The organism is Variovorax sp. RA8, from assembly GCF_901827175.1.
Classification (GTDB): domain Bacteria; phylum Pseudomonadota; class Gammaproteobacteria; order Burkholderiales; family Burkholderiaceae_C; genus Variovorax.
This window is the reverse complement of the sequence record NZ_LR594665.1, coordinates 14,623-37,526: the sequence shown is the minus strand read 5'-3', so window position 1 is coordinate 37,526 and position 22,904 is coordinate 14,623. Positions and strand designations below refer to the sequence as shown.

The 22,904-nt window shown below is 61.4% G+C and carries 23 protein-coding genes and 1 pseudogene; 20 read left to right on the top strand and 4 right to left on the bottom strand.

Annotated elements, in window-relative coordinates; genetic code table 11:
* Positions 1 to 169 precede the first annotated feature (169 nt).
* The 19 genes from E5P3_RS35495 to E5P3_RS35405 all read left to right on the top strand — a co-directional run bounded on the left by E5P3_RS35495 (position 170) and on the right by E5P3_RS35405 (position 14,949).
* Positions 170 to 547 (top strand): transcriptional regulator, encoded by a 378-nt coding sequence (locus E5P3_RS35495; RefSeq protein WP_011171717.1) that lies wholly within the window; start codon positions 170 to 172, stop codon positions 545 to 547.
* A 252-nt stretch (positions 548 to 799) separates the two neighbouring features.
* Positions 800 to 1,762 carry a P-type conjugative transfer ATPase TrbB gene (trbB, locus tag E5P3_RS35490; protein ID WP_011171718.1) on the top strand — a complete coding sequence of 321 codons (963 nt, stop codon included), beginning with the start codon at positions 800 to 802 and terminating at the stop codon, positions 1,760 to 1,762.
* Between the two features lie 11 nt (positions 1,763 to 1,773).
* Positions 1,774 to 2,202 (top strand): IncP-type conjugal transfer pilin TrbC, encoded by a 429-nt coding sequence (gene trbC / locus E5P3_RS35485; protein ID WP_011171719.1) that lies wholly within the window; start codon positions 1,774 to 1,776, stop codon positions 2,200 to 2,202.
* Positions 2,203 to 2,204: 2 nt separating this feature from the next.
* Positions 2,205 to 2,516, top strand: coding sequence for a conjugal transfer protein TrbD (locus E5P3_RS35480; protein ID WP_011171720.1), 312 nt, complete (start codon positions 2,205 to 2,207; stop codon positions 2,514 to 2,516).
* Positions 2,513 to 5,050 (top strand): VirB4 family type IV secretion/conjugal transfer ATPase, encoded by a 2,538-nt coding sequence (locus tag E5P3_RS35475; RefSeq protein ID WP_015063520.1) that lies wholly within the window; start codon positions 2,513 to 2,515, stop codon positions 5,048 to 5,050. The genes E5P3_RS35480 and E5P3_RS35475 overlap by 4 nt, the downstream gene beginning before the upstream one ends.
* Complete coding sequence (locus tag E5P3_RS35470; protein WP_015063521.1) at positions 5,047 to 5,823, top strand: conjugal transfer protein TrbF; 777 nt, start codon at positions 5,047 to 5,049, stop codon at positions 5,821 to 5,823. Before E5P3_RS35475 ends, E5P3_RS35470 begins: the two co-directional genes overlap by 4 nt.
* A 12-nt stretch (positions 5,824 to 5,835) precedes the next feature.
* On the top strand, positions 5,836 to 6,741 hold the full coding sequence (trbG, locus tag E5P3_RS35465) for a P-type conjugative transfer protein TrbG (RefSeq protein WP_015063522.1): 906 nt from the start codon (positions 5,836 to 5,838) through the stop codon (positions 6,739 to 6,741).
* A 2-nt stretch (positions 6,742 to 6,743) separates the two neighbouring features.
* Positions 6,744 to 7,211, top strand: a complete 468-nt coding sequence (locus E5P3_RS35460; RefSeq protein ID WP_015063523.1) for a TrbH Mating pair formation protein — start codon at positions 6,744 to 6,746, stop codon at positions 7,209 to 7,211.
* Positions 7,212 to 7,216: 5 nt separating this feature from the next.
* Entirely contained in the window at positions 7,217 to 8,611 is a 1,395-nt protein-coding gene (locus E5P3_RS35455; RefSeq protein WP_015063524.1) for a TrbI/VirB10 family protein, read from the top strand.
* Positions 8,612 to 8,629: 18 nt separating this feature from the next.
* A complete protein-coding gene (gene trbJ / locus E5P3_RS35450; RefSeq protein WP_031944011.1) occupies positions 8,630 to 9,403 on the top strand; it encodes a P-type conjugative transfer protein TrbJ in 774 nt (257 codons plus the stop codon).
* Between the two features lie 10 nt (positions 9,404 to 9,413).
* Positions 9,414 to 9,653 carry an entry exclusion lipoprotein TrbK gene (trbK, locus tag E5P3_RS35445; RefSeq protein ID WP_031944010.1) on the top strand — a complete coding sequence of 80 codons (240 nt, stop codon included), beginning with the start codon at positions 9,414 to 9,416 and terminating at the stop codon, positions 9,651 to 9,653.
* A 10-nt stretch (positions 9,654 to 9,663) separates the two neighbouring features.
* On the top strand, positions 9,664 to 11,397 hold the full coding sequence (trbL, locus tag E5P3_RS35440) for a P-type conjugative transfer protein TrbL (RefSeq protein WP_174259956.1): 1,734 nt from the start codon (positions 9,664 to 9,666) through the stop codon (positions 11,395 to 11,397).
* A gap of 19 nt (positions 11,398 to 11,416) precedes the next feature.
* On the top strand, positions 11,417 to 12,010 hold the full coding sequence (locus E5P3_RS35435; protein ID WP_015063527.1) for a TrbM/KikA/MpfK family conjugal transfer protein: 594 nt from the start codon (positions 11,417 to 11,419) through the stop codon (positions 12,008 to 12,010).
* Between the two features lie 13 nt (positions 12,011 to 12,023).
* Positions 12,024 to 12,629 (top strand): transglycosylase SLT domain-containing protein, encoded by a 606-nt coding sequence (locus E5P3_RS35430; RefSeq protein ID WP_162572154.1) that lies wholly within the window; start codon positions 12,024 to 12,026, stop codon positions 12,627 to 12,629.
* Positions 12,630 to 12,654: 25 nt separating this feature from the next.
* Positions 12,655 to 12,918: a conjugal transfer protein TrbO gene (locus tag E5P3_RS35425; RefSeq protein WP_162572153.1), complete on the top strand. Its 264-nt coding sequence runs from the start codon at positions 12,655 to 12,657 to the stop codon at positions 12,916 to 12,918.
* A 2-nt stretch (positions 12,919 to 12,920) separates the two neighbouring features.
* Positions 12,921 to 13,619 carry a TraX family protein gene (locus E5P3_RS35420; protein ID WP_269474032.1) on the top strand — a complete coding sequence of 233 codons (699 nt, stop codon included), beginning with the start codon at positions 12,921 to 12,923 and terminating at the stop codon, positions 13,617 to 13,619.
* A 13-nt stretch (positions 13,620 to 13,632) separates the two neighbouring features.
* The gene (locus E5P3_RS35415) at positions 13,633 to 14,058 is read left to right on the top strand and encodes an OmpA family protein (RefSeq protein WP_053057113.1); all 426 of its coding nucleotides are present in this window, start codon (positions 13,633 to 13,635) and stop codon (positions 14,056 to 14,058) included.
* Between the two features lies 1 nt (position 14,059).
* Positions 14,060 to 14,545 (top strand): thermonuclease family protein, encoded by a 486-nt coding sequence (locus tag E5P3_RS35410; protein ID WP_015063510.1) that lies wholly within the window; start codon positions 14,060 to 14,062, stop codon positions 14,543 to 14,545.
* Entirely contained in the window at positions 14,542 to 14,949 is a 408-nt protein-coding gene (locus E5P3_RS35405; protein WP_031944013.1) for a hypothetical protein, read from the top strand. Before E5P3_RS35410 ends, E5P3_RS35405 begins: the two co-directional genes overlap by 4 nt.
* Here the strand turns inward: E5P3_RS35405 and E5P3_RS35400 are convergent.
* A pseudogene (locus E5P3_RS35400) lies at positions 14,906 to 15,187 on the bottom strand (helix-turn-helix domain-containing protein); the annotation flags it as partial. The gene E5P3_RS35405 and the pseudogene E5P3_RS35400 sit on opposite strands and share 44 nt — an antisense overlap.
* Before the next feature lie 23 nt (positions 15,188 to 15,210).
* Between E5P3_RS35400 and E5P3_RS36590 the strand changes: the two are divergent.
* Positions 15,211 to 15,315, top strand: coding sequence for an antitoxin VbhA family protein (locus tag E5P3_RS36590; RefSeq protein WP_197894043.1), 105 nt, complete (start codon positions 15,211 to 15,213; stop codon positions 15,313 to 15,315).
* A gap of 111 nt (positions 15,316 to 15,426) precedes the next feature.
* On the opposite strand, the gene E5P3_RS35390 is transcribed toward E5P3_RS36590, so the two are convergent.
* The 3 genes from E5P3_RS35390 to E5P3_RS35380 all read right to left on the bottom strand — a co-directional run bounded on the left by E5P3_RS35390 (position 15,427) and on the right by E5P3_RS35380 (position 22,903).
* Positions 15,427 to 17,565, bottom strand: a complete 2,139-nt coding sequence (locus tag E5P3_RS35390; RefSeq protein WP_443083313.1) for an AAA family ATPase — start codon at positions 17,563 to 17,565, stop codon at positions 15,427 to 15,429.
* 146 nt (positions 17,566 to 17,711) lie between these two features.
* Positions 17,712 to 18,386, bottom strand: coding sequence for a recombinase family protein (locus E5P3_RS35385; RefSeq protein WP_162572167.1), 675 nt, complete (start codon positions 18,384 to 18,386; stop codon positions 17,712 to 17,714).
* A gap of 338 nt (positions 18,387 to 18,724) precedes the next feature.
* A complete protein-coding gene (locus E5P3_RS35380; RefSeq protein WP_162572151.1) occupies positions 18,725 to 22,903 on the bottom strand; it encodes a zincin-like metallopeptidase domain-containing protein in 4,179 nt (1,392 codons plus the stop codon).
* Between the last annotated feature and the right edge of the window lies 1 nt (position 22,904).

Sequence of the window (22,904 nt, the reverse complement as noted above, 5' to 3'; positions counted from 1 at the left end):
TCGCTCCCCCCTTCATCGCGGGTAAGATTACCGATAAATTGGAACCTGTTTAGGCTCATGCATTGATTTTCTTGCGCTAGAGAACTCGAAGTTTAGCTAAACACGGTCTCCCCGTCAAGAACTTTAGCGGCTAAAATTTTGAGCTGCGGATCGCAAGGCATAGCCGACCGTGTACAACCAGATATTCTTTACGAACGTCTTACGCCTGCTCGAAGAGCAAGGGATGACGAAGCATGACCTCGCCGAGAAGGCAGGAATGTCCATATCATTCCTGTCCGACTTGACCAACGGGAAGGCCAATCCTTCCCTCAAGATCATGGGTTCCATTGCGGACGCCTTGAGCGTCCCATTGCCGACCCTTTTGGAAATGACCGACTTGGACAAGGCAACGCTGGACGCCTTGTCCGGGGGCAAGGCCCCCAAGAGTCTCCCGGACGGGTTCGCACGCATAGCGGCGATCCTCAACGAGTACCAGGCATTCACAGTGCGGCAATGGGATGAGGCGAACAGGAAGCAAATAGCCAAAAATAAAGGCAAAAAGTCCTGACGCCAGAGGGAAATTTTTAGCGGCTAAAGCCCCCATTCACGGGGATTGCCGCTTCGCTGGGTAGCAATCCAGCCGCCAGCCAGCCGCGCAACTCGCCAGCCAGCGCCTCCTTTCACCCCGCAGCCTTCAACCGGGCACCCCATTTGTCAACAGGGGTAACAGTTCGTTGAAGGCTTTGGCTTGCCTTGCTTTCCTGTTCGGTATATCGTTTGTCCGTGTAGAATACGACGAACGAAATGGAACAGGACGGACATGGCAGACACAGAAGACTTCTCAACGCTCAAAGAGCGGGCCAAGAAGAAATTGGAACGCGACATGGGGCCGCTGCTCTTGGGTGCATTGAATGACCCTCGCACGGTCGAAATCATGCTTAACGCGGACGGCAAGCTGTGGCAGGAACGGCTTGGCGAAAAGATGAAGTGCATCGGGTCGCTTCGCGTGGCGCAGTCCGAAGCGATCATCAAAACCATTGCCGGCTACCACGGCAAGGAAGTCACACGCGGCAAGCCCATCCTGGAAGGGGAGTTGCCGCTTGATGGCTCGCGCTTCGCGGGCCAGCTCCCCCCGGTGGTGCCTGCGCCCACGTTTGCAATCCGCAAGAAGGCCGTGGCCATCTTCACGCTGGAGCAATACGTCGAGGCCGGCACCATGACGCAGGGCCAGTACGAGGCCCTGAAAGCCGCCGTCAAGAACCACCGGAACATCCTGGTGATTGGCGGCACTGGCTCGGGCAAGACCACGCTCGTGAACGCGATCATCAATGAGATGGTGATTTGCGATCCCATGGAGCGCGTTTTCATCATCGAAGACACCGGCGAAATTCAATGCGCCGCTGAAAACTTCGTTCAGTACCACACGTCCTTGGAAGTGCCGATGACGGCGCTTCTGAAAGCGACTCTGCGCATGCGCCCTGACCGGATTCTGGTCGGGGAAGTGCGTGGGGCGGAAGCGTTGGATTTGCTCGATGCCTGGAACACCGGGCACGAGGGTGGGGCGGCAACGCTCCACGCCAACAACGCAGCCGCTGGCCTGGCTCGTCTGAGGTCGCTCATTACCCGTAATGAGTCGGCACCGGCCGAAATTGAACCGCTGATAGGCGAGGTGGTTCATGTCGTTGTTCATATCGCCCGCACCCCTGAAGGCGGTCGCCGCATCCAAGAAATCCTTGAGGTTTCCGGGTACGTGGACGGCCGCTACATCACCAAAACCCTCTAGGAGTATTTCCAATGCAAGCGTCTCTTCTCCGTCCCTTCGCCATCAACCGCACGACGATGTTCTACATCGGCGCGGCGCTGCTGATGGTGCTTTTCCTGCTGTCTCCACAGCATGCCTTTGCCTCGGAAGGCACGGGCGGCTCGCTGCCCTATGAAAGCTGGTTGACGAACCTGCGCAATTCCGTCACCGGCCCCGTGGCCTTCGCGCTGTCGATCATCGGCATCGTGATCGCGGGCGGCGTGCTGATCTTCGGCGGCGACCTGAATGGCTTCTTCCGCACGTTGATTTTCCTCGTCCTGGTGATGGCCCTCCTGGTCGGCGCGCAGAACGTGATGAGCACCTTCTTCGGCCGTGGCGCTGAGATTGCTGCGCTGGGCGATGCCGTGATGCACCAGCTCAAGGCCGCATCGGTTCTGACCAACAGCGTCCGCACGGTCTAACGATGGCCCTCCGCACGATCCCCATTCGTCGCGCCGGGAACCGAGACAACCTGTTCATGGGTGGGGATCGTGAACTGGTGATGTTTTCGGGTCTTCTGGCCTTCGCTCTGATTTTCAGCGCCCAAGAACTGAGGGCAACGGTGATCGGGCTTCTGCTGTGGTTCGGTGCGCTCTTCGCGTGCCGGCTCATGGCGAAGTCCGATCCCAAGCTGCGCTTCGTGTACCTGCGTCACCGTAAGTACAAGGGGTACTACCCAGCGCGCAGCACGCCTTTCCGACTGAACCCGAATAGCCAAGGGAAGCAATACAAATGATCGAAGCAATCGCAATTGGCATCGCGGCGCTCGGTGCCTTGCTGCTGCTCATCCTGTTCGCTCGCATCCGAGCCGTCGATGCGGAATTGAAGCTCAAAAAGCATCGTTCCAAGGACGCCGGCCTGGCCGATCTACTCAACTACGCCGCCATGGTCGATGACGGCGTGATCGTGGGTAAGAACGGGTCGTTCATCGCCTCTTGGCTCTACAAGGGCGACGACAACGCAAGCAGCACCGATGAACAGCGGGAAATGGTGTCGTTCCGCATCAATCAGGCGCTCGCGGGCCTGGGTAACGGCTGGATGCTCCACGTCGATGCCGTGCGCCGGCCGGCACCCAACTACACCGAAACGGGCCTGTCGCATTTCCCCGATCCGGTGTCGGCCGCCATGGACGAAGAGCGCCGCCGACTCTTCGAGGGCCTGGGCACGATGTACGAGGGCTATTTCATCGTCACGATGACCTACTTTCCGCCGCTTCTGGCGCAAAGCAAGTTCGTTGAACTGATGTTCGATGACGAAGCGAAGACACCCGGCAACAAGGCCCGCACGCAAGGCTTGATCGACTACTTCAAGCGCGAATGCACCAGCATCGAATCGCGCCTGTCGTCGGCCGTCAAGCTGCAGCGCCTGCGTGGGAACAAGGTGGTGAACGAAGACGGCTCCACGGTCACGCATGACGATCTGCTGCGGTGGCTGCAGTTCTGCATCACGGGCATGGATCACCCCGTGCTGCTGCCCAGCAACCCGATGTACCTGGATGCCGTGATCGGCGGCCAGGAACTGTTCGGCGGCGTGGTGCCCAAGATCGGCCGCAAGTTCGTCCAGGTCGTTGCCATCGAGGGCTTTCCTCTGGAGTCAACACCGGGAGTCTTGACCGCCCTGGGCGAGCTGCCCGTCGAATACCGCTGGTCGAGCCGCTTCATCTTCATGGACTCGCATGAAGCCGTGAAGCACCTGGACAAGTTCCGCAAGAAGTGGAAGCAAAAAATCCGTGGCTTCTTCGACCAGGTTTTCAACACGAATACCGGCTCGGTGGACCAGGACGCCATGTCCATGGTGAACGATGCCGAGTCTGCGATTGCCGAGGTCAATAGCGGCCTGGTCGCGGTGGGGTACTACACCAGCGTCGTCGTCCTGATGGACGAAGACCGCGAAAAGCTGGAAACCTCTGCACGCCAGGTAGAAAAGGCCATCAACCGCCTGGGCTTCGCTGCGCGGATCGAGACAATCAACACGCTGGACGCCTACCTGGGAAGCCTTCCGGGCCACGGCGTGGAGAACGTTCGCCGCCCGCTCATCAACACGATGAACCTGGCCGATCTGCTGCCGACAAGCACGATCTGGACGGGCCTCAACAAAGCGCCTTGCCCGATGTATCCGCCGCTGTCGCCGGCACTCATGCATTGCGTGACGCACGGTGCCACGCCGTTCCGTCTCAACCTGCATGTGCGCGACCTGGGCCACACCTTCATGTTCGGTCCCACGGGTGCCGGCAAGTCAACGCACCTTGCGTTGATCGCGGCGCAGCTCCGTCGCTATCAAGGCATGTCGATCTACGCCTTCGACAAAGGCATGTCCATGTACCCCTTGGCCAAGGCCACGGGCGGCAAGCACTTCACCGTGGCGGCCGATGACGACAAGCTGGCCTTCTGCCCTCTGCAGTTCCTGGAGTCGAAGAGTGATCGGGCTTGGGCGATGGAGTGGATCGACACGATCCTTGCGCTGAACAACGTGGAAACCACCCCGGCGCAACGCAATGAGATCGGGAACGCGATCATGAGCATGCACGCCAGCGGAGCGCGCACGCTGTCCGAATTCAGCGTGACGATCCAGGATGAAGCGATCCGCGAGGCGATCCGGCAGTACACGGTGGACGGCAACATGGGCCATCTGCTCGATGCCGAAGAAGATGGTTTGTCGCTCACCGACTTCACCGTTTTTGAAATCGAAGAGCTGATGAACCTGGGCGAGAAATACGCCCTGCCGACGCTGCTCTACCTGTTCCGCCGCATCGAGCGCAGCCTGAAAGGCCAGCCGGCCGTCATCATCCTGGACGAAGCCTGGCTGATGCTGGGACACCCGGCGTTCCGCGCCAAGATTCGGGAATGGCTCAAGGTGCTGCGCAAGGCGAACTGCCTGGTGCTCATGGCAACGCAGAGCCTTTCCGACGCGGCGAACTCGGGCATCTTGGACGTGATCGTGGAATCGACCGCAACCAAGATTTTCCTGCCCAACGTGTACGCCCGCGATGAGGACACGGCGGCGCTCTATCGCCGCATGGGCCTCAACGCTCGCCAGATTGAGATTCTGGCTACGGCCATTCCGAAGCGGCAGTACTACTACGTTTCCGAGAACGGCCGGCGACTCTACGACCTGGCTCTAGGCCCGCTGGCCCTGGCGTTCGTCGGCGCGTCCGACAAGGAATCCGTGGCGGCTATCAAGAGCCTCGAAGCCAAGTTCGGCGATGCCTGGGTGCATGAATGGCTCGCCGGCCGCAATTTGAAACTTTCTGACTATGGGGTGGCAGCATGAGCTTTGCAGACACGATCAAGGGCTTGATTTTCAAGAAGCCCGCACAGCCGGCTGATCCCCGGCGCGCACCGGATTCGGTGATGGAAGGTGGCCGACGCAGGGGCGAGGTCGAAAACCCGTACCTGGCGGCACGCCGCACCTGGAATGAACACGTTGGCGCGGTCGTCTCGTCGCGCCAGACCTGGCAGGTTGTCGGCATTCTGTCGTTGTTGATCGTCCTGGCCGCCGTGGGCGGGTTGATCCACATTGGCAGTCAATCGAAGTTCGTGCCCTACGTGGTCGAGGTAGACAAGCTCGGCCAGGCGGTGGCCGTCGCGCCGGCACAGCGGGCCGCTGCAGTCGATCAGCGCGTGGTGCACGCCTCGGTGGCCTCGTTCGTCAGCGATGCCCGCTTGGTGACGCCTGACGTGGCCTTGCAGCGCAAGGCCGTGTTCCGGCTCTACTCGATGCTTTCGGCCAACGATCCGGCCACGGCCAAGACCAATGAATGGTTGAACGGCAGCGAGGACAGCAGCCCGTTCAAGCGCGCCGCGAAAGAAACGGTCAGCACCGAAATTCTCTCGGTGATCCCGCAGACGCCCGACACCTGGCAAGTGGACTGGATGGAGACGACACGCGACCGGCAGGGCGTCGTGAAGGGCCTGCCGGTCCGCATGCGGGCCTTAGTCACGGTCTACACCGTCGCCACCACTCCAAACACCACGGAAGAGCAAGTGCGCAACAACCCGCTTGGCATCTACGTCCGTGACTTCTCTTGGTCGAAACAGCTTTAAGGGGCAACACTCATGAACAAGTATCTTCTCGCTTTGGTCCTGGGCGCTGCGCCCGCATTCGCACTCGCTGCAGGGCCGGCCGGCCCGGCTGACAAGAACCTGGCCGACCTCTATTTCTCCAAAGACAACCCGACGCTGACGCCGCAGGAAAAAGCGGCCGTCGCCATCGCTCAGAAGTGGCGCGACAACAGCGCGACGGGCATCAAGCCGGTGGCCGGCGCCGATGGCTCGATCCGCTTCCTGTTCGGTGCGCAGCAGCCCAGCATCGTGTGCGCAGTGCTGCAGGTCTGCGATGTGGAGCTGCAGCCCGGTGAACAGGTCAACTCGATCCACCTGGGCGACACCGCCCGGTGGACGGTCGAGCCGGCCATCACGGGCAGCGGCCCGGCCGAAGTGCAGCACCTCATCATCAAGCCGATGGACGTGGGCCTGGAAACGTCGCTGATCGTCACCACGAACCGGCGCACGTATCACCTGCGGCTGCGCTCGCATCGCACGGAGTTCATGCCCCGTGTGGCGTTCACCTACACGGAAGACGCAATGGCGAAGTGGGACGCCATCAAGACCCGCGAAGTGAAGGAAAAGCAGTCGCGCACGATCCCGCAAACCGGCGAGTACCTGGGCGATCTGAACTTTGCCTATGACGTGTCGGGATCGGCCGCCTGGAAGCCCGTGCGCGTCTACAACGATGGGACCAAAACCATCATCCAAATGCCCAGCACGATGCAGCAGACGGAAGCGCCGACGCTCCTAGTCGTTCGCAAGGATGGCGGCGTTTTCACGGATGAAGAAACCGTGATGGTCAATTACCGCGTGCAGGGTGACCGCTACATCGTGGACACGGTTTTCGACAAGGCCGTGCTGATTGCCGGCGTCGGCAGCAGCCAAGACCGCGTGACCATCACCAGGGGGAAATAACCATGCGCAAGACCGCTTTCCTCGCGCTGCTCGTGGTCGGCCTGGCCGGCTGCGCCACCACTGCGCCATCCACCTACGGCAACTTCACGCAAAGCGCGCCTGCAGCCTTCAATCAAACGATGGCTGATGACGCCGCGAAGCAGCTCGTTGCCGTGTACCCGCCCGCAAGCACGCGGTTCGATCTGCAGCACGCCACGCCGGATGCCTTCGGCTCTTCGCTGGTCGAGTCGCTGCGCGCCAAGGGCTACGCCCTCTTGGAGTTCAAACCAGCCGCGCCGGCCTCGGCCGCATCGGCGGCCACGGACGCCACGGCGACCGCTGGCAAACCGCTGCGGTACATCCTCGATCAAGCTGAATCGAACCTGTACCGCGTGACCCTGCTGGTGGGCAACCAGTCATTGACCCGCGCTTACTCGGCTGCACAGAACGGCACTCTGTACCCGGCCGGCGCGTGGGTTCGGAAGGAGTAACGCACATGAGCGAAGACCAAATGTCGCCTGACGCTTCCCCTGGGGAAGTGACAAAGAAGACCGGCGTTCGCCGCGTCAACAATCTGCCGGTCTACATCATCGGCGGCCTGATGGGCGTGTTCCTGCTGGTCATGGTGTTGGTGGCTGCGGATCGCGCAGCCCAGCAGAACCGGCCGGCCGGTGCGAAGGACGAAAAGGCTGGCAACACCAGCATGTTCGCCAACGAGATTGCCGGCAACCAGAAGGACGGGATCATTCAGGCCGAGCGGCCAGCACCGCCCACGGTGCCCGACCTCTCGCAGCCGCAAGGCCAGGCCATCGACGTTGCCCGCCCGGACAACCTGGACGCGCCGCCGACGCCACCGACCAGCGCAAGCCTGGATGACCGTGTCAACAACGACGAAATGCAGCGCGTCCGCATGGCGAAGATGCAGCAGCTCGAAGAGGCCATCAAGGCAAAGACGGGCGTGCGGGGCATCGCTCCGCGCAGCTCGGGATCGACGCCTGGCGGCCTGACGGATGGCGCAGCGCCGGCCACCCGCGAGGAAGCGTTAGCCCGACTGGCGGCCGTGCGCCAGCAAATCGACGCGCAGACCCGCGACGACCCCACGGCGGCCTACAGAGCGCGCATGCAGCAGCTTCAAGCCGGTGGGGTAGGGGGTATGTCCGGGGGAGGCGTTTCGGCGGCTCCTAGGCTCCTGCAAACGGCCGGCTCCAGCTCGCCGGGGAGCAAGGACTATTCGCAGTTCGCCAACTCCGGGCAGGAAGACCGCTGGAAGCTCGATTCCAAGCCCGAAGCGCCACGCTCGCCGTATGAGCTGCGCGCCGGTTTCGTCGTGCCCGCCACGCTGATTTCAGGCATCAACTCCGATTTGCCCGGTCAGATCATGGCCCAGGTGAGCCAGGACGTGTTCGACACGCCCACCGGCAAATGGAAGCTGATTCCTCAAGGCTCGCGCCTTGTGGGTCGGTACTCCAGTGATGTGGCATACGGCCAATCCCGCGTGCTGATTGCCTGGCAACGCATCGTCTTCCCGGACGGCAAGGCAATGGATATTGGTTCGATGCCTGGTGCGGACAGCGCCGGTTATGCGGGCTTCAATGACCAGGTGAACAACCACTATTTCCGGCTGTTCGCATCGGCATTCCTCATGTCTGGCGTGACGGCGGGTATCACCATGAGCCAGAACCAGGACCAGCAGAACAACGGCAATCGGCAGACGGCCAGCGGCGCACTTAGCGAAGCGTTGGGCCAGCAGCTCGGCCTTGTCACCGCTCAGTTGATTTCCAAAAACATGAACATTGCCCCGACCCTCGAAATTCGTCCGGGCTACCGTTTTAACGTCATCGTCACCAAGGACATGACGTTTTCCAAGCCGTACCAGGCGTTCGACTACTAACCCAAAGGAGAAAGCGAAATGAAGATGCTCACTAAGAAAGTTTTAGCGGCTAAAGTCGCTTTGGTTTTTGCACTTACTGCCCCTGGCGTGATGACCCCGGCGCAGGCCGGCATCCCGGTTATCGACGGTGCGAACCTGACGCAAACCGTCATGTCGGCAGTGGAGAACGTTGCGCAGACGCTCAAGCAAATTGAGCAGTACCGCACCCAGCTCCAGCAGTACGAAAACATGATCCAGAACACGGTCGCACCGGCCGCGTATATCTGGGATCAGGCCACGTCCACGATGAACCAGCTTCGCGGGGCCATCGACACGTTGAACTACTACAAGAACCAGGCGGGCAGCCTCGACGGCTACCTGTCGAAGTTCCAGGACGTGTCCTATTACCGCTCGTCCCCATGCTTCAACATCGGTTGCACGAAGGCTGAATTCGACGCCATGAAACAGGCTTCCAACAAGCTGAATTCGGAAGCTCAGAAGAAGGCCAACGATGCGCTGTTCAAAGGCTTGGACAAGCAGCAGGACGCAATGGAATCCGATGCGCGCCAATTGCAACGCCTGCAATCTTCCGCGCAGGGAGCCACCGGCCAGATGCAGGCCATCGGCTTTGCAAACCAGCTCGCCAGCAACCAGGCAAACCAGCTCCTGCAGATTCGCGGCCTGTTGATCGCGCAACAGAACGCGGTCGCCACGCGCAACCAGGTGATTGCAGACAAAGAGGCGCAAGAGGCCGCTGCTGCCGAAAACTTGCGCAAGGGCGAGTACCGCGCTAGCCCTGCGCGCACTTGGTAAGGGCTGCTCGATGAAGACCAACAAGGTTCTTACCTTGGCCCTGGCCGCCCTCGTGGCGGCCTTGGTCGCCGGCTGCGGCGAAAAGCCTGCAGAACAACCGGCCAAGCAAGCCATGCCCGAAGTCAACGATGAGAACTGCAAGCCCGCGAGCGTTGCCAAGATCGAAGACAAGGGCGCGCAGCAAGCGTTTTCGTCGCTGTGCCTGCGCCGTGGTGGCGGTTTCAAACCCAGCGAAAAGAAAGAATGGTGAGGTTGTGACTATGAGAATGCCAGCCGTATTCAAGAACGCCGGCCTGCTGTTTGTTTTGCTGTGGCTGGCGTTCTTTTCCATTGAGGCGCAAGCGGCTATCGACAATGCCGGCGTCTTAGATAACGTCCTCAACCGCTATTCGGCCGCCGCCAGTGGTTGGGCCGGCTTCATCACGGCCCGGGCCACCTGGTTGTTTTGGACGCTCGCAGTGATTTCGATGGTGTGGACGTTTGGCTTCATGGCCTTGCGCAAGGCCGATATTGGCGAGTTCTATGCGGAGTTCATCCGCTTCACCATCTTCACCGGCTTCTTCTGGTGGCTGCTCACGAACGGGCCGAATTTCGCCACCGACATCATGAGTTCGCTGCGCACCATCGCAGGCAGTGCAAGCGGCACCGGCTCGACGCTGACGCCCTCCGGGATCGTTGATATTGGTTTCGACATTTTCTTTAAGGTGCTCGATCAGTCTTCGGTGTGGTCGCCTGTCGATAGCGCGGCCGGCATCCTCATCAGCGCGGCGATTCTCATCATCCTGGCGTTGATCGGCGTGAATATGTTGCTGCTCCTGGTGAGCGGCTGGATATTGGCCTATGCCGGCGTTTTCTTTCTCGGCTTCGGTGGATCGCGGTGGACTTCGGACATGGCGATCAACTATTACAAGACCGTCCTGAACATCGCCGCGCAGCTCTTCACGATGGTTCTGCTCGTCGGCATCGGCAAGTCGTTTGTCGATCAGTATTACAACGCCATGAGCGCCGGCATCAGCCTCAAGGAATTAGGCGTGATGATGATCGTCGCGGTCGTGCTGCTGGCCCTGGTCAACAAGCTGCCGGCGATGGTTGGCGGCTTGGCGATGGGCGGCGGAACGCACGCCCTCGGCGGTGGCTTTGGTGCCGGCGCAGCGATGGGTGCGGCGGCGGTGGCCGGCGCGGCCATCGCCACGGGCGGCGCTGCGATTGCAGCCGGCGCGGCCAGCGCGGCAGGTGGCGCGCAAGCCCTCATGGCGGCCTACAGCAAAGCGTCTGCGGCATCCAGCGAGGGCGGCGGCGGTGGTGGCATGGGCGACACGATGGGCGGCGTCGCTATGGCCGCTGCAGGCCCTGGCGGCGGCAGCTCTGGCGGTGGCAGCGTCTTCGCGGGCATGGACACCGGCAGCAGCTCGGGCGGCGGCTCAAGTGGCTCCAGTGGCTCGGGCGGTGGCTTCGGTGGTGGTGCCTCCGAAGGCGGCAGCTCGGGCGGCAAGAGCAGCGCGCCGGCAGGCGAGGGCAAGGACTCGGGCGGTGGCGCGGCACCTGGTGCCGAAGGGAAGGCCGACGCAGGCGGCAAGGCCGCAGGTTCTGACGCCAAGGGAGGGGGGCAGGACACTGGCCTGGCACCTGGCGAACAACGCTCCACCGGCAGCATGTTGGGCCGTGCGGCGGCCATTGCTGCGGGCACTGCGGGCAACCTGGCGCAAGGCTCCTGGGACGTGGCGAAAGCCAAGGCCGCGAGCATGCGCGAGTCGGCTCTTGATCGCATCAGCGAAACCACGGGCGGAAAGATCGCAGCCGCGATCAGGGCGCAGGACGCGGCAGCGCCGGCAGACCTGTCCACTCCCGCACCGGCACCCAGCAGCGCCGCGCAGGCCTCGACGGCCGCCACGGCCTTCAACGACAACGAACTGTCTGCAGGCAAGGGCCAGGCAGAAACCCCCGTCGCGCCCGAAGTGGCCGACTTCATGAATCGCAATTCCAAAACCTCGTAACTGCAAAGGAGCATCAACCATGCAACGCAAAAACCTCATCGCCTCGGCCGCTCTTGCGGTGGCCGCCTTCGGTGCGATTCCAGCCACTGCCAGCGCGCAGGAAATCCTCACGGGCGATACCCGCCTGGCCTGCGAAGCGATCTTGTGCCTTGCCACTGGCACCCAGCCCAGCGAATGCACGCCTTCGCTGCGCCGCTATTTCAGCATTTCGTACCGCAAGCTGTCGGACACGATCCGGGGCCGCGTCAACTTCCTGAACCTCTGCCCCGTCGCCAATCAGACGCCGCAAATGTCGGCCCTGGTCAATGCGCAGGCCAATGGTGCCGGCCGGTGTGATGCCGCTTCGCTGAATGCCGTGCTGCGTTCGTGGACGGGTTCCGACGATGGCATGGTGTACGTCAGCAACCAGATGCCCAGCTACTGCACCGCCTACACGACGCACGCCTACACGGACTTCTCGGGCACGGTGCCGCGCTATGTGGGGATTCCTGAGCGGGGAGGGTATTGGGTCGAGGCGCGGGACTATGACCGCGCCCTGGCCGAATACAACGCCCGCATCAAGGCCGAAGACGAAGAGCGCCGCCGCGCCAGTTGGGGCGGCGGTGGCAACTAAGGGAGCCTGAACCATGCCTTTCATCGATCTCCCGCCCCAGCTTCAAGAGCGCGTCATCTGCTCGATTTCGGCCGCCGTCAAATACGAAGTGCCGGCGAACATCGTTCTTGCGGTCGCGGAGAAAGAAGGCGGCAAGCCGGGCCAGTGGGTGAAGAACACGAACGGCACGCATGACGTGGGCCCGATGCAGTTCAACACCCTGTACCTGGGCGACCTGGCGAAGTACGGCATTACGGCAAACGACGTGGCAGCGGCTGGCTGCTACTCGTTTGACCTGGCGGCCTGGCGGCTGCGGCAACACATCCGCATGGACAAGGGCGACTTGTGGACGCGGGCGGCTAACTACCACTCGCGCACCCCCCAATTCAACGTGGTCTATCGCGCCGACTTGATGCGCAGGGCTGTCAAGTGGGCCGACTGGCTCGATGCGCGGTTCGTCACCCGCGACGTGACAAAGCCCGGCGCAATCCCTTCGACTCCGGTAGCCGTTCAAGCGGTCGCTCAGACCGCGCCAGTGGTATCGAAGCCGGCCCCTGCAGCGGTCCCGCAGGCAGCGCCTGCAGGGCCTTGGAGCACTGCCAGCTACGTGCCTCGAAAGCTCATCATCAACGGCCAGTGAGGCCGTTTTTTTAGCGGATAAAAACATGGACTTTCACGCCTTCATGAAGCGGTACACCCTCGGCCTTTTCGGTGTCATCAAGAGCTATTGCGATTGGGCCGAGTCGCAGGCCAAGAGCCAGGGCGATTTACTGCTGCTTGCCTTCGGACCGCTGCTCCTGCTCGGCCTGGTGCTCTGGTCGCTGCCGGCATGGATCGGCAAGACCATTGCGCTGATCCTGCTCGCGCCTGTGCTGTATCTCGCCTTCGTCGCCCTCCAGCACTACAGCCGGCGAGGTGGCCGCAAGTGAGGTTGCCGCGCCTGGTCGTCGCTGATGGATCGGTCGAAGCGTTGAAGTGGCTCGCGCTGCTGCTCATGACCGGCGATCACGTCAACAAGTACCTGTTCAATGGCACGGTGCCGCTGCTGTTCAACGCGGGTCGCCTGGCGCTGCCGATCTTCTGCTTTGTCCTGGCGTACAACCTGGCTCGGCCGGATACGCTGCAGCGCGGCGTCTATCGCCGCACCTTGAAGCGCCTGGCCCTCTTCGGCCTTGCCGCCACCCCTGCATTCCTCGCCTTGGGCGGCCTGTGGGCCGGCTGGTGGCCGCTGAACGTGATGTTCACGCTGCTGGCCGCAACGGCCGTGCTCTTCCTCATCGACCAGGGAGGCCGTCCGCGCCTGGTTGCCGCTGCCGCCGTGTTCCTCGTCGCCGGCAGCTCGGTCGAATACTGGTGGCCGGCGCTCTCGATCTGCCTGGCTGTCTGGTGGTACTGCAGGAAGCCATCGGTGCCGGCGCTCGCGCTGCTGCTGGCGTCCTGCGCCGCGCTGTGGTTCATCAACGGCAATTTTTGGGCGTTGGCGGCGCTCCCCGTGGTCGCCGCGGCTGCGCACGTCGATGTGCGCCTGCCCCGGCTGCGGTGGGCGTTTTACGCCTACTACCCCCTGCACCTGATCGCGCTTTGGCTCATCCGAATCCCGATGAGCAAGGCCGGCTACCTCTTTTTCTGATTGGAGCGTGTTCATGTTCAAACCGTGCCTGCTGGCCCTCTCTGCTGCCTTCCTGGTGGCCGCGCAAAGCGCATCGGCCCAGCCGATGACCGAATACGGCAGGCCGGTCCTGTCGGGTGTCTTCGTGTCGTTCCCCCATGGCGGCACGGCCTTCCGGCCCACGGCACGGCAGGAAGCGGAATTGCTCAACGCGAAGGATGCCGACCTGGTGACGATCAAGGGACGGACCAGCACACTCAAGCCGAGCGCGCAGGATGAATCGCTGGCCCTTGCTCGGGCACTGTCGGCGCGCTCCTATCTCATCGCACGCGGCGTTTCGCCGTTGAAGATCGTCGTCAACTTCGCATCTGCTGCAGACTTCATCGCGGACAACTCGACGCCAGAAGGCCGGCTTGAGAACCAGCGCGTGGAAGTCGAACTTGTCTTCGTGGGCAACTGACATGGCGCGCTTGGCTCGCCTGGTCGCGCTGGTCCTGTGCATCGCTGCAGGACAGGCACACGCCGATTTCGCGGGCCGCGTCGTCGGCGTTCTCGATGGTGATACGGTGGATGTGTTGGTGGATCGCACGCCGATCCGCACGCGCCTGGCTGAGATTGACGCCCCCGAGAAGGCGCAAGCCTTCGGCACCAGGTCAAGGCAGGCGCTTGCTGCGGCGGTGTTCCAGAAGTCGGTCTACGTGCGATCGGCGTCCGTCGATCGCTACGGCCGCGCGATCGGCACGCTGTTGGTGGACGGCCGCAGTGTCAACCGCATGATGGTGGAACAGGGCATGGCCTGGGTGTATCGGGCCTACCTGGTGGATCGGTCGCTGCTCGACGTCGAAGCAGCGGCACGCGCTGGGCGGGTCGGCCTGTGGGCCGATCCGCACGCGGTCGCGCCCTGGGAGTGGCGCGCAGAAAAAAGAAAGGGATGGGACGCCAAGTGAAATTCACCGACGAACAGAAGCACAAGGAAACGCTGGCCGTGCTCGAGAACGTTCTCGACTACCTGCAGCGTCTTCCCTCGGTGCCGGCCACCACGGCCATGTGCGAGAAGATCAAGGCCCACATGGACAAGCCGGCGCAGCGCCTGGTCGCCGACTCCAAGCGCGAGCTGATAGGCATGTGGATCACGCCGGCCGGCAAGCGCATGTTTGAAGCCTCATTGATCGGGGATCAGCTCACCGTGAGCGTTCCAGATTCAACGGATGACCTCCCACGCAAAAGCGTCGAAGAGAAAGCGCAGTCCCGCAATGAGGTGTCGGCCGCCGTGGTTAAGGCTCTCATGCGGCCTGCCGGCGTCACGGTCAAGCTGGTGAGGCCGTCGCCCGCATTGACCAAACGCGCTTGACCTGGCTTTCGCTGCAGCCGGCCAGCCTGGCCGTATCGGGGATGCTGTGCCCCGCAGTGCGCAGCGCAATGATCCTCTCGTGAGTTGCTGTGTCGGCCTGGCGGCCGGTGTACCGTCCCGCTTCCTTTGCAAGCGCCACGCCCTGGCGCTGCCGCTCGCGCCGGTCTTCGTAGTCGTCGCGGGCCATCTGCAGGGCAAGGCGCAATAGCAGCTCCTGCAGCGACTCCAGCACGATCTTCAGTGAACTAAGCCCGCGCATCCGTGGGCCTTGAAGGGTTCAAGCTATCCGAGGCCGAAGAACAGCGGGCCGCCAGGTTTGTTGCCGGTGAAATCGACCTTGCCGAGTTCGTGAAGCCGGTACGCTGAATTTGTCTTGCGTGGGCGGTTACGCCGGAATCGCATATTTTCGGGAATAGCGTAAAGCCAGGGACAGCGCAGGTTGAATGCCAAATAGCTGTCTTCTAATTCGCCCGCCACCTAAGCCAGAGGTAACATTCGCACGCATTCTTCGATGACATACTCGGGGATACTCTCAAATTTGTGGGGGTTGAGCTGCATAACATACTCGTTTTCGATGTGGTACGACTCGTTGATAAATTTCCGGATTACATCGTCATCGTGCGCAATGTTGAAAATTCGGAATAGTTGGATTTTCTCGTAACCGACATCGGTCGCTAGAAATTTGACTCGGATGCAGTTCACATTGTTCACTTCTGCGACAAGGGAGTCGTAGTTGAAACCGGGAAAGTGTTCGGTTTGAATATTGGCCTCAGCCGATTGCTTTTCCTCGGATGTCATGTCCCGATTCTCAGTCGCTGATTGCAGCGTCGGCACGACTCGACCCTTGAACAGGCTAGCCAATAGGTTGTATTCCAGACCGACTTCATCTCGCAGCTCATAGTCGCGCCGTAAATAAACCGCTTTAAGAATTGGATCGTGAAGGGTGGTAATGTTTGCTCGACAGATCATTGCAAAAGTTTGGATGTCTTCTTTTGCGATGGGCACTTCCCTCACCACACCATTACGCGATGATAGGAACGATGCTGAAGGCTTAGATGCCTGGAAAACGTCTTTGGTTGTCTTTATGATATCGATGGCAGGCTCAATGTCGTGAGTGAGCATCAGGGTGGTTCGCCCCTTGAGACTGGCTTTACCTTGGAACAACTCGTGGAGGATGGCGAATTTTTTATTCTTGTCGAACGAGGATATTGGGTCATCCAACACCACAAGGTCAGGATTCTCACTGAACACCTGATACATGAAAAGAACCAGGGCGAAGGCGTTCTTCTCGCCGTAGCTTAAGTGTTTTGAGGCAGTTTCCAGGTGCCCAATTAGGTCGCGGTGCACCAGCTTCATTTTGTAGGATTCGATCTCCGGTACGATCTCTACAGTGTATTTGTAACCTGCTGACTTCAGAAATGCATTGATGCTGGTCTGATTGGCCTCAATGGCCTTCTTGATTTTTGTTTTGTGCTTATTGACCTGTCCGGTTAGCTCACCGATCTTCAACAATAGCTCTTCCAGTTGCGCATTGACCGGATCAGTGATGCTCCTGGTTTCCCCGGAGTCCAGCTTGTCCATAAGTGCAAGGTCGATCTTCAGCGGGGTGATCCGCGCGTTGATTTGCTCTACGTCCCTCAATGAGAAGAAAGAAATAGCTCGCAGGCCTTCAAGTTGCGTGATCAAACCATCTATTTCAGCCTTAAGTCCAGTCAGGAAGCTCAGTTCCTGCGCGGTCAGCTCAACCTTGGTTTTCGTCACCTTCTCAAGGTTTTCGCGGCACCTCACGCTGAAGTACTTGCCGAGTCGTTCGATAACGGCCTTAAGCGTGTTTAGATGACCCACCGCAGTCGCGTCATACTCTTTCTCAACAGCAAGTGCAGTGTCTTTCTGGCCCTCGCCTGCCAATGCGGTTGAGCAATATGGGCAGGTATCGCCAAGCTTCAAAAAATCGTTGCCCTTAATTTGCCAAGCGATCCACTTAGATGGCTCTTGGCCCTTGATGAACGTCTCAAAAGGTTTCAGAGCCGCTGGGATGTTTTCAATTTTATTGCCAGTGCCAAACGCCTTATGAATTTTGCTATTCTTCGGGATATTGCCGGGTTTGGAATTGCCGAACGCATCACGTAATTCCTTCAAATCGGAAATGGTTTTCTCTATTTCGGCGTTGTTAGTGAGCGCCTTCTTTACACCCGACAGCAGGGCATCGATCGCGTCCATCGCTGCAACATATTCCGGGGTTTTTATAAAGATGTCGAAACTGTTTTTGAGCACTTCGTCTTTTTGGAATACGAACTGCTGGACGTAGCCCTCATCAAATACCAGAGTAGACTTCAAGTCATCGACGCCATCCACTTGGGGAGGCATGGCTTCCGCTTTGCCACGGTTCTTAAATGGAACGAGATCTTGGAGACTGCCATCCCCGCGGATTTGGCTAACGATTGCCTTTGCTAGGGTACTTTTACCCAAACCATTTGGGCCATACTTTATATTTAGCGTGCCTTTCGTGAGAACAACATCGGCCCGGTCAACGCTGTTGCAGTTGCTAATAGAAATATTAAATTGATTCACTTGCAACCCCAGAAAGTTACTTGCCAAAATATTGATATTGTTCATACCCTCCTATAGGAGGGCGTGAACCGTGCACCGAATTAATAACACTGCCGAGTAGAGTAATTGATGCTTTAAATGCGAGAATGAGTTTAGTACCGCTTCGCAGTCCGGTTGGGCTTAGCCTTCCTATATAGTGACAGGTTTATGACCTAGGGCTCCTTCATGTCGCCAACCGCTGGTAACGCCATCGCGCATATGCGCTTCACTTGGCTTTGACTGCATCCGGCCAGCCTTGCCGTTTCCGCGATGCTCTTACCGCCTTCGCGCAGGGCCACGATGCGGGCATGTGTGGCGGTATCGGGCGTGCGGCCAGCATAGCGGCCCGCAGCCTTCGCCAGCTCAATGCCTTGGCGCTGGCGTTCGCGCCTGTCCTCGTAGTCCTCGTGGGCCATTTGCAGGGCCAGTTTCAAAAGCATGTCCTGCACGGACTCCAAGACGATGCGGGGCACGCCCTGTGCTTCGGCCGCCAGTTCGTCCAAGTCGATGATGCCGGGCACCGATAGCCGGGCACCCTTGGCGCGTATCGAGGCCACAAGCCTTTCGGCTTCGGCCAAGGGTAGGCGGCTGATGCGGTCGATCTTCTCAGCCACCACGATTTCACCGGGTTGCAGATCGTCAATCATGCGCAGCAGCTCGGGACGGTCAGCGCGTGCCCCTGATGCCTTTTCCCGATAAATGCCGGCGACGTAGTACCCGGCCGCCCTTGCGGCCTGCGCGATACCTTCCTGTCGCTCCAAATCCTGCGCTTCGGTGCTTACTCGCATGTAGATGCGGGCAACCTTGACCGGCGCGGCCGAGCTGGTCGTCTTCCTCTTTGTCGTCATGGCATGGCCTTTTAGGGTATACGCAAATGAGCTGGTCATGCTACAGGGGGCCAAGAACTCGCGCCACGGGTCAAATTGGCCGGGTCGATTTTGGCTACCCAAATTGGCCGGCGTGGATCTCGTTCGGGATCTGCTGCAGTAGATCTCGACCAGGTTGGCCAGCCTGGCCAACTCGGTGTTGGCCACGGCCGCCGCGTGCATGCTCGATGCGCGGCAGGGGCAAAAAAAAGCCGCCTCGGGGTGCGAGGCGGCAAGGGAGGCTGCGGAGCGGTAGGGAGGGAGGGAGGAACCCGCTCACACAGTGCAGCCATTATGCGGGCGGTTCGTTAAATCCGTTGTCAGATTTTCGCAGCGCGGCGCGGCTGCAACGGTTGGTCCTGTCGTTGCACGCGCTGTTGCTGCTGCTCGATACGCGCCTGGTGCTTCTCGATCACGTCATGGACGGCGGCCCGCACCTGGCGGTCGATCCCTTCCTTGCCCAGCACGCTCTTGTTCGCCAGGTCGTTGAAGTCGGTCTTGCCCTTCATGTGATCGAGCGCGGCAAGCTGCTGGTCGCTGAGTGTCGTCCCGGTGCGCTGATGCTCCCTGAACTTGTCCGGGGTGACGGGTGGAAGGCCAGCGGGATAGCTGTTCTCGCCCGGCGCAAAGATCGGCAGCATTGCCTTGCCTCCGGTGATCTTCGCGGCCTCCTGGGCCTTCGCCTTGCCTGGGTTGACGCCCTGCGTCAGCTCCAGGTGGCGGTCATCGTCGCCGGCGATGATGACGGGCTTGTCCGGGAATTTCTCGTGCAGCGCCTTCGCAACGGCCGGCAGGTTCCCCGAGTCGAACGCGGCCACGGTGGCGAAGCCCAGCGATTGCGACAAGCTGCCGGCAGTCGCATAGCCTTCACCGATCACAAGGGCGGGGGCCTGGGCCAGCGCATCCATGCCGCCGACGACATGGAAGCAACCTTCCTTGCGGCTGTCCTTCGCAAACCGCTTTGTGCCGTCCTCCTGGATGTATTGCATCGTCCACTGCTTGCCGTCCACGTCCGTTGCGGGGATGTAGGTCTTCTGGCCTGCGCGGTCGGTGAAGACGCCGGCCTGCGGCTCGATGCCCTTGGCCTGCATGTAGGGCGTCGGCTGCTCGACCGGCACCAGGTCGGCCATCTGGCGGCCGACACGTTGCGCGGTCGCTTCGTGGGCCTGAGCCTGCTCGGCTTCGCGGGCCTGCAGCTTGGTGGCGGCCTCGGCCGCCATGCGTGCCTTCTCTTCGGGATCGAGGGTGTAGCCCTTGGACTTCCATTTCATGTCGATGCCGGTCTTGTTGTTCTTCATGTAGCCGGCAGGGTGTCCGTCAAGATGGCCGACATAGAAACCCGAGCCGGCTTTCTCGCTGGGCTTCTCGCCTTCCACGCTGATGCGGTGTTTCTTGCCGTCCATGATGGGATGCTCGCCGCTGACCACGCAGCCGATGGAGCGCAGCGCATCGGCAAACTCTTCCTGCGGCGTCATGGCCGGCCCCTGCTGGTCGGGCACGTTCTCGGGCTTCCAGCGGGCCAGCTTCTCCATGTCGGCCTTCGGGCCGGCATACCAGGACTTCGCTACCTTGTCCCACTCGGCGCCGGCCGCCTTGGCCGCGATGCGCTCGCCGTAGGGAACAGCCAGGTATTCCCGCTCCTGGGCCGCTTTGCGGCCCACGGTGGGGCCTTCGGTCGTCTGCACGGCCTGCGGCGCGTCTACGGCGGCCGTAGCGGCCCCCTGCGCCCATTTTGCGAAGGGGCCTGCAGCGACACCGGCCGGAACGTACCAGGACTGTTCCTGCCGGTCCCACTTCGCACCCAGCGCCTTCGCCTCGTCTTTCTCGCGGTAGGGCACTTGGATGAAGGTCTTTTGCGCCTGGGCCTCGGCCTTGATCTGGCTCGGGGACTGCGCTGCCGGCGCTGCGGCCTGCTGCTGGCCCCGTTCCCGCTCGAACTCGGCGATTCGGCGCTGCATGTCGGCATCGTTGAGCATGGCCGCGCCCTCGGCATCCTTGCGGGCCTCTTTAGCGGCTGAAATTTGCTCGTCCGTGCTGTTCGGGTCGCGGCGCACCGCGTTTTCGAGCACGCGGGCCAGCTTGGCCGCCTGCTCGTGCGGGTTCTGCTCGGTAATGGCATCGACCATGCGCAGCTGGTCGGCCAGCTCGTCGGCCTCGGTGACGGATGGGAAGTCGGCCAGCCACTGATGCGTGCCGTCCTCGTGCTGCGCGTAGACCCCGAAGAACTCCGGTTCAACGCCAAGGGAATGTGCTGCGGCGACGTGAGGCTTGCCGTCGATCTGTTGCGTCACGTTGCCCTGCACATGGATTCGACCGTTCCAATCGGCCGGCATGTCCACGCCGAAGCCTTCCTTCGCGCTCTGCTGGAACGATGCCGGGCTGATGGTGCGTGCGTCGGCCGTCAAGATGATGGCGTTGCGCCGCTCGGCCAGCTCGAATTTCTCGCTCGTCTGCAGGGCGGCCGGGTCGGACACCCGCGTGACGGCTTCTAGTACGCGCTCGATGTAGGCCGCCTCGGCCCGCTTGGCTTGTTGTGCTTGCATGTTCGCCTCCTGCTGCTTCCCTTCGTCCAACATGGCGGCAACGCGGACGCCGTAGGAATCCTGAATCGACTTATCGGCCCGTGCGGCGGCGGCTGTCGCAATTCGGGCGGCCTGCTCGGCCGTCGCACCTACTGGAATGAGCGCGCCATCTGCCGCCACCACGTTGCGCCCTTCGCTGAGGTACTGGAATTGCAAAGTGCGGTTGATGCCATCGCCGGCCGTGATGAACGCATGTGCATCGTTCTTACCGTTCACCGTATCGAACGACTTGGACGCGATGGCAGCGCCATCGCTGCGCACCCAGCCGGCCGACTCCAGCGCGGCCACAACACTTTCAGCTTGTGTCTCCGGCAGCGCCTGGCGCTGCTGCTGCTGGTCCTGCTCCTGCACCTGTTGCTGCTCCAGGCCCAGCACATAGTCTTGAATCTTCTCGGCATCTGCAGCGGCCCGGAAAATCTCCAGCGGATCGTCCTGCAGCGCCTTGATCCACGAACCCACATAGGCGACGTGCTGGCCGGGATCGTGGCCGATGCCCAGCTCGTCGCCCAAGATCATGCTGGCGATTTCCGCCCGCAGCTCTTCCTTGGCGTACCCCTCGGACCCGAATGGATTGGACAAGTCTCGATCAAGGCGCGACTCGTGGCCGGTCCAGTGGCCCAGCTCGTGGAGCGCGGTCGCGTAGTAGTTGTCGGCCGTGGGGAACTGCCCCTTGTCGGGCATGTGGATGCTGTCCGTCGCCGGGCGGTAGAACGCCCGGTTCTGCTCGCCGTGGCGGATCACGGCACCGGACGCCTGCAGGATGTGTTCGGCGCGCTCCACGGCCGTCCAATCCTGTTGCTTGCGCGGTTGCAGCGGTGGAAGCCCGTCGATCTGCTCGGCGTTGAACACCGTCGCAAAGAACACCCTCGGCCGCTCCAGCTTGACCGACTGCTTGACCGGCTCGCCCTGTGCATCAAGGACGGGCTTGCCGTCCGCGTCGGTCTTGATCTGCTCGTCGCTGAACTTCCAGTATTGGATCGGCGTTCCCTTCTCGCCCTTGCGCACCTGGGCACCAACGGCAGCCGCCTGCTTGTAGGTCATCCAGCGCTGGTCGCTGTGGCCCTGGCTCATGAGCTGGATAGCGTTGATGCCCCGGTAGCGCTTGCCGGTGGTCGGGTTCGTCGGAATGAAAGCACCAGGTTGACCAGGCTCCCACGGCTTTTGCCATGGAGCGGTGCCCTCTTTCAATTGCTCGATCAGCTTCTCGGCCACTGTCTCGTGAAATGGCTTTTTCGGCTCCATCTTGTCGTCCCTTCTGAATAGCTCGTTGATCTGCGGAAAGGTCTGCTGCGTCCTGGATCGGTCGTGCAGGCCCTGAGCGACGACGCACACGATGTTGTGCAAGTCGTCCGCCTGCATGGGCCGCACGCGGGCGATGCAGGTTTCCGCGAATGACTGCTGGCCCTTCTGCCGCACCTGGTCTGTGCCCTGGGCGAAGAGGTCCGCGCCCTGGTGATGGCTTGGCTCGATGCCCTCGCAGTACAGGGCAAAGACTTCCTCGGCGCGCACGTCCACGGGATAGCCGGCGTAACGCCGGTCTATGTCGTCCCATAGCGGTTTGAGGCTGGGTTCCTCGCGGGCGGCCACCAGGCCGTCCAGCAAGGCACGCTTCTCTGCCGGCGCGAAGGTGTTGGCTCCGTAGTGGCCCAACACCTCGTGCCGCAGCGTCAGCAGCAGGTCGCCGGCATCCTCCACGTTCGCCAGGGGCACGTCCACGCGGCCACGGTAGGCACGGCCGGCGTGCTGCGTCTCCTTCGGGACGTAGCCGCCTTTCATGTCCTGGGGCACTTCGGCGGCTCGCGGCCCGTACAGCTCGGCGGCGTCCTCGCGGAATTTGTAGGCCAGCTCAAGCGCGCCGGGGTAGTCGCGGACAAAGGCCCGCGTCACCTCCTGCGCCTCGGCTTTCGTGATGGGCATG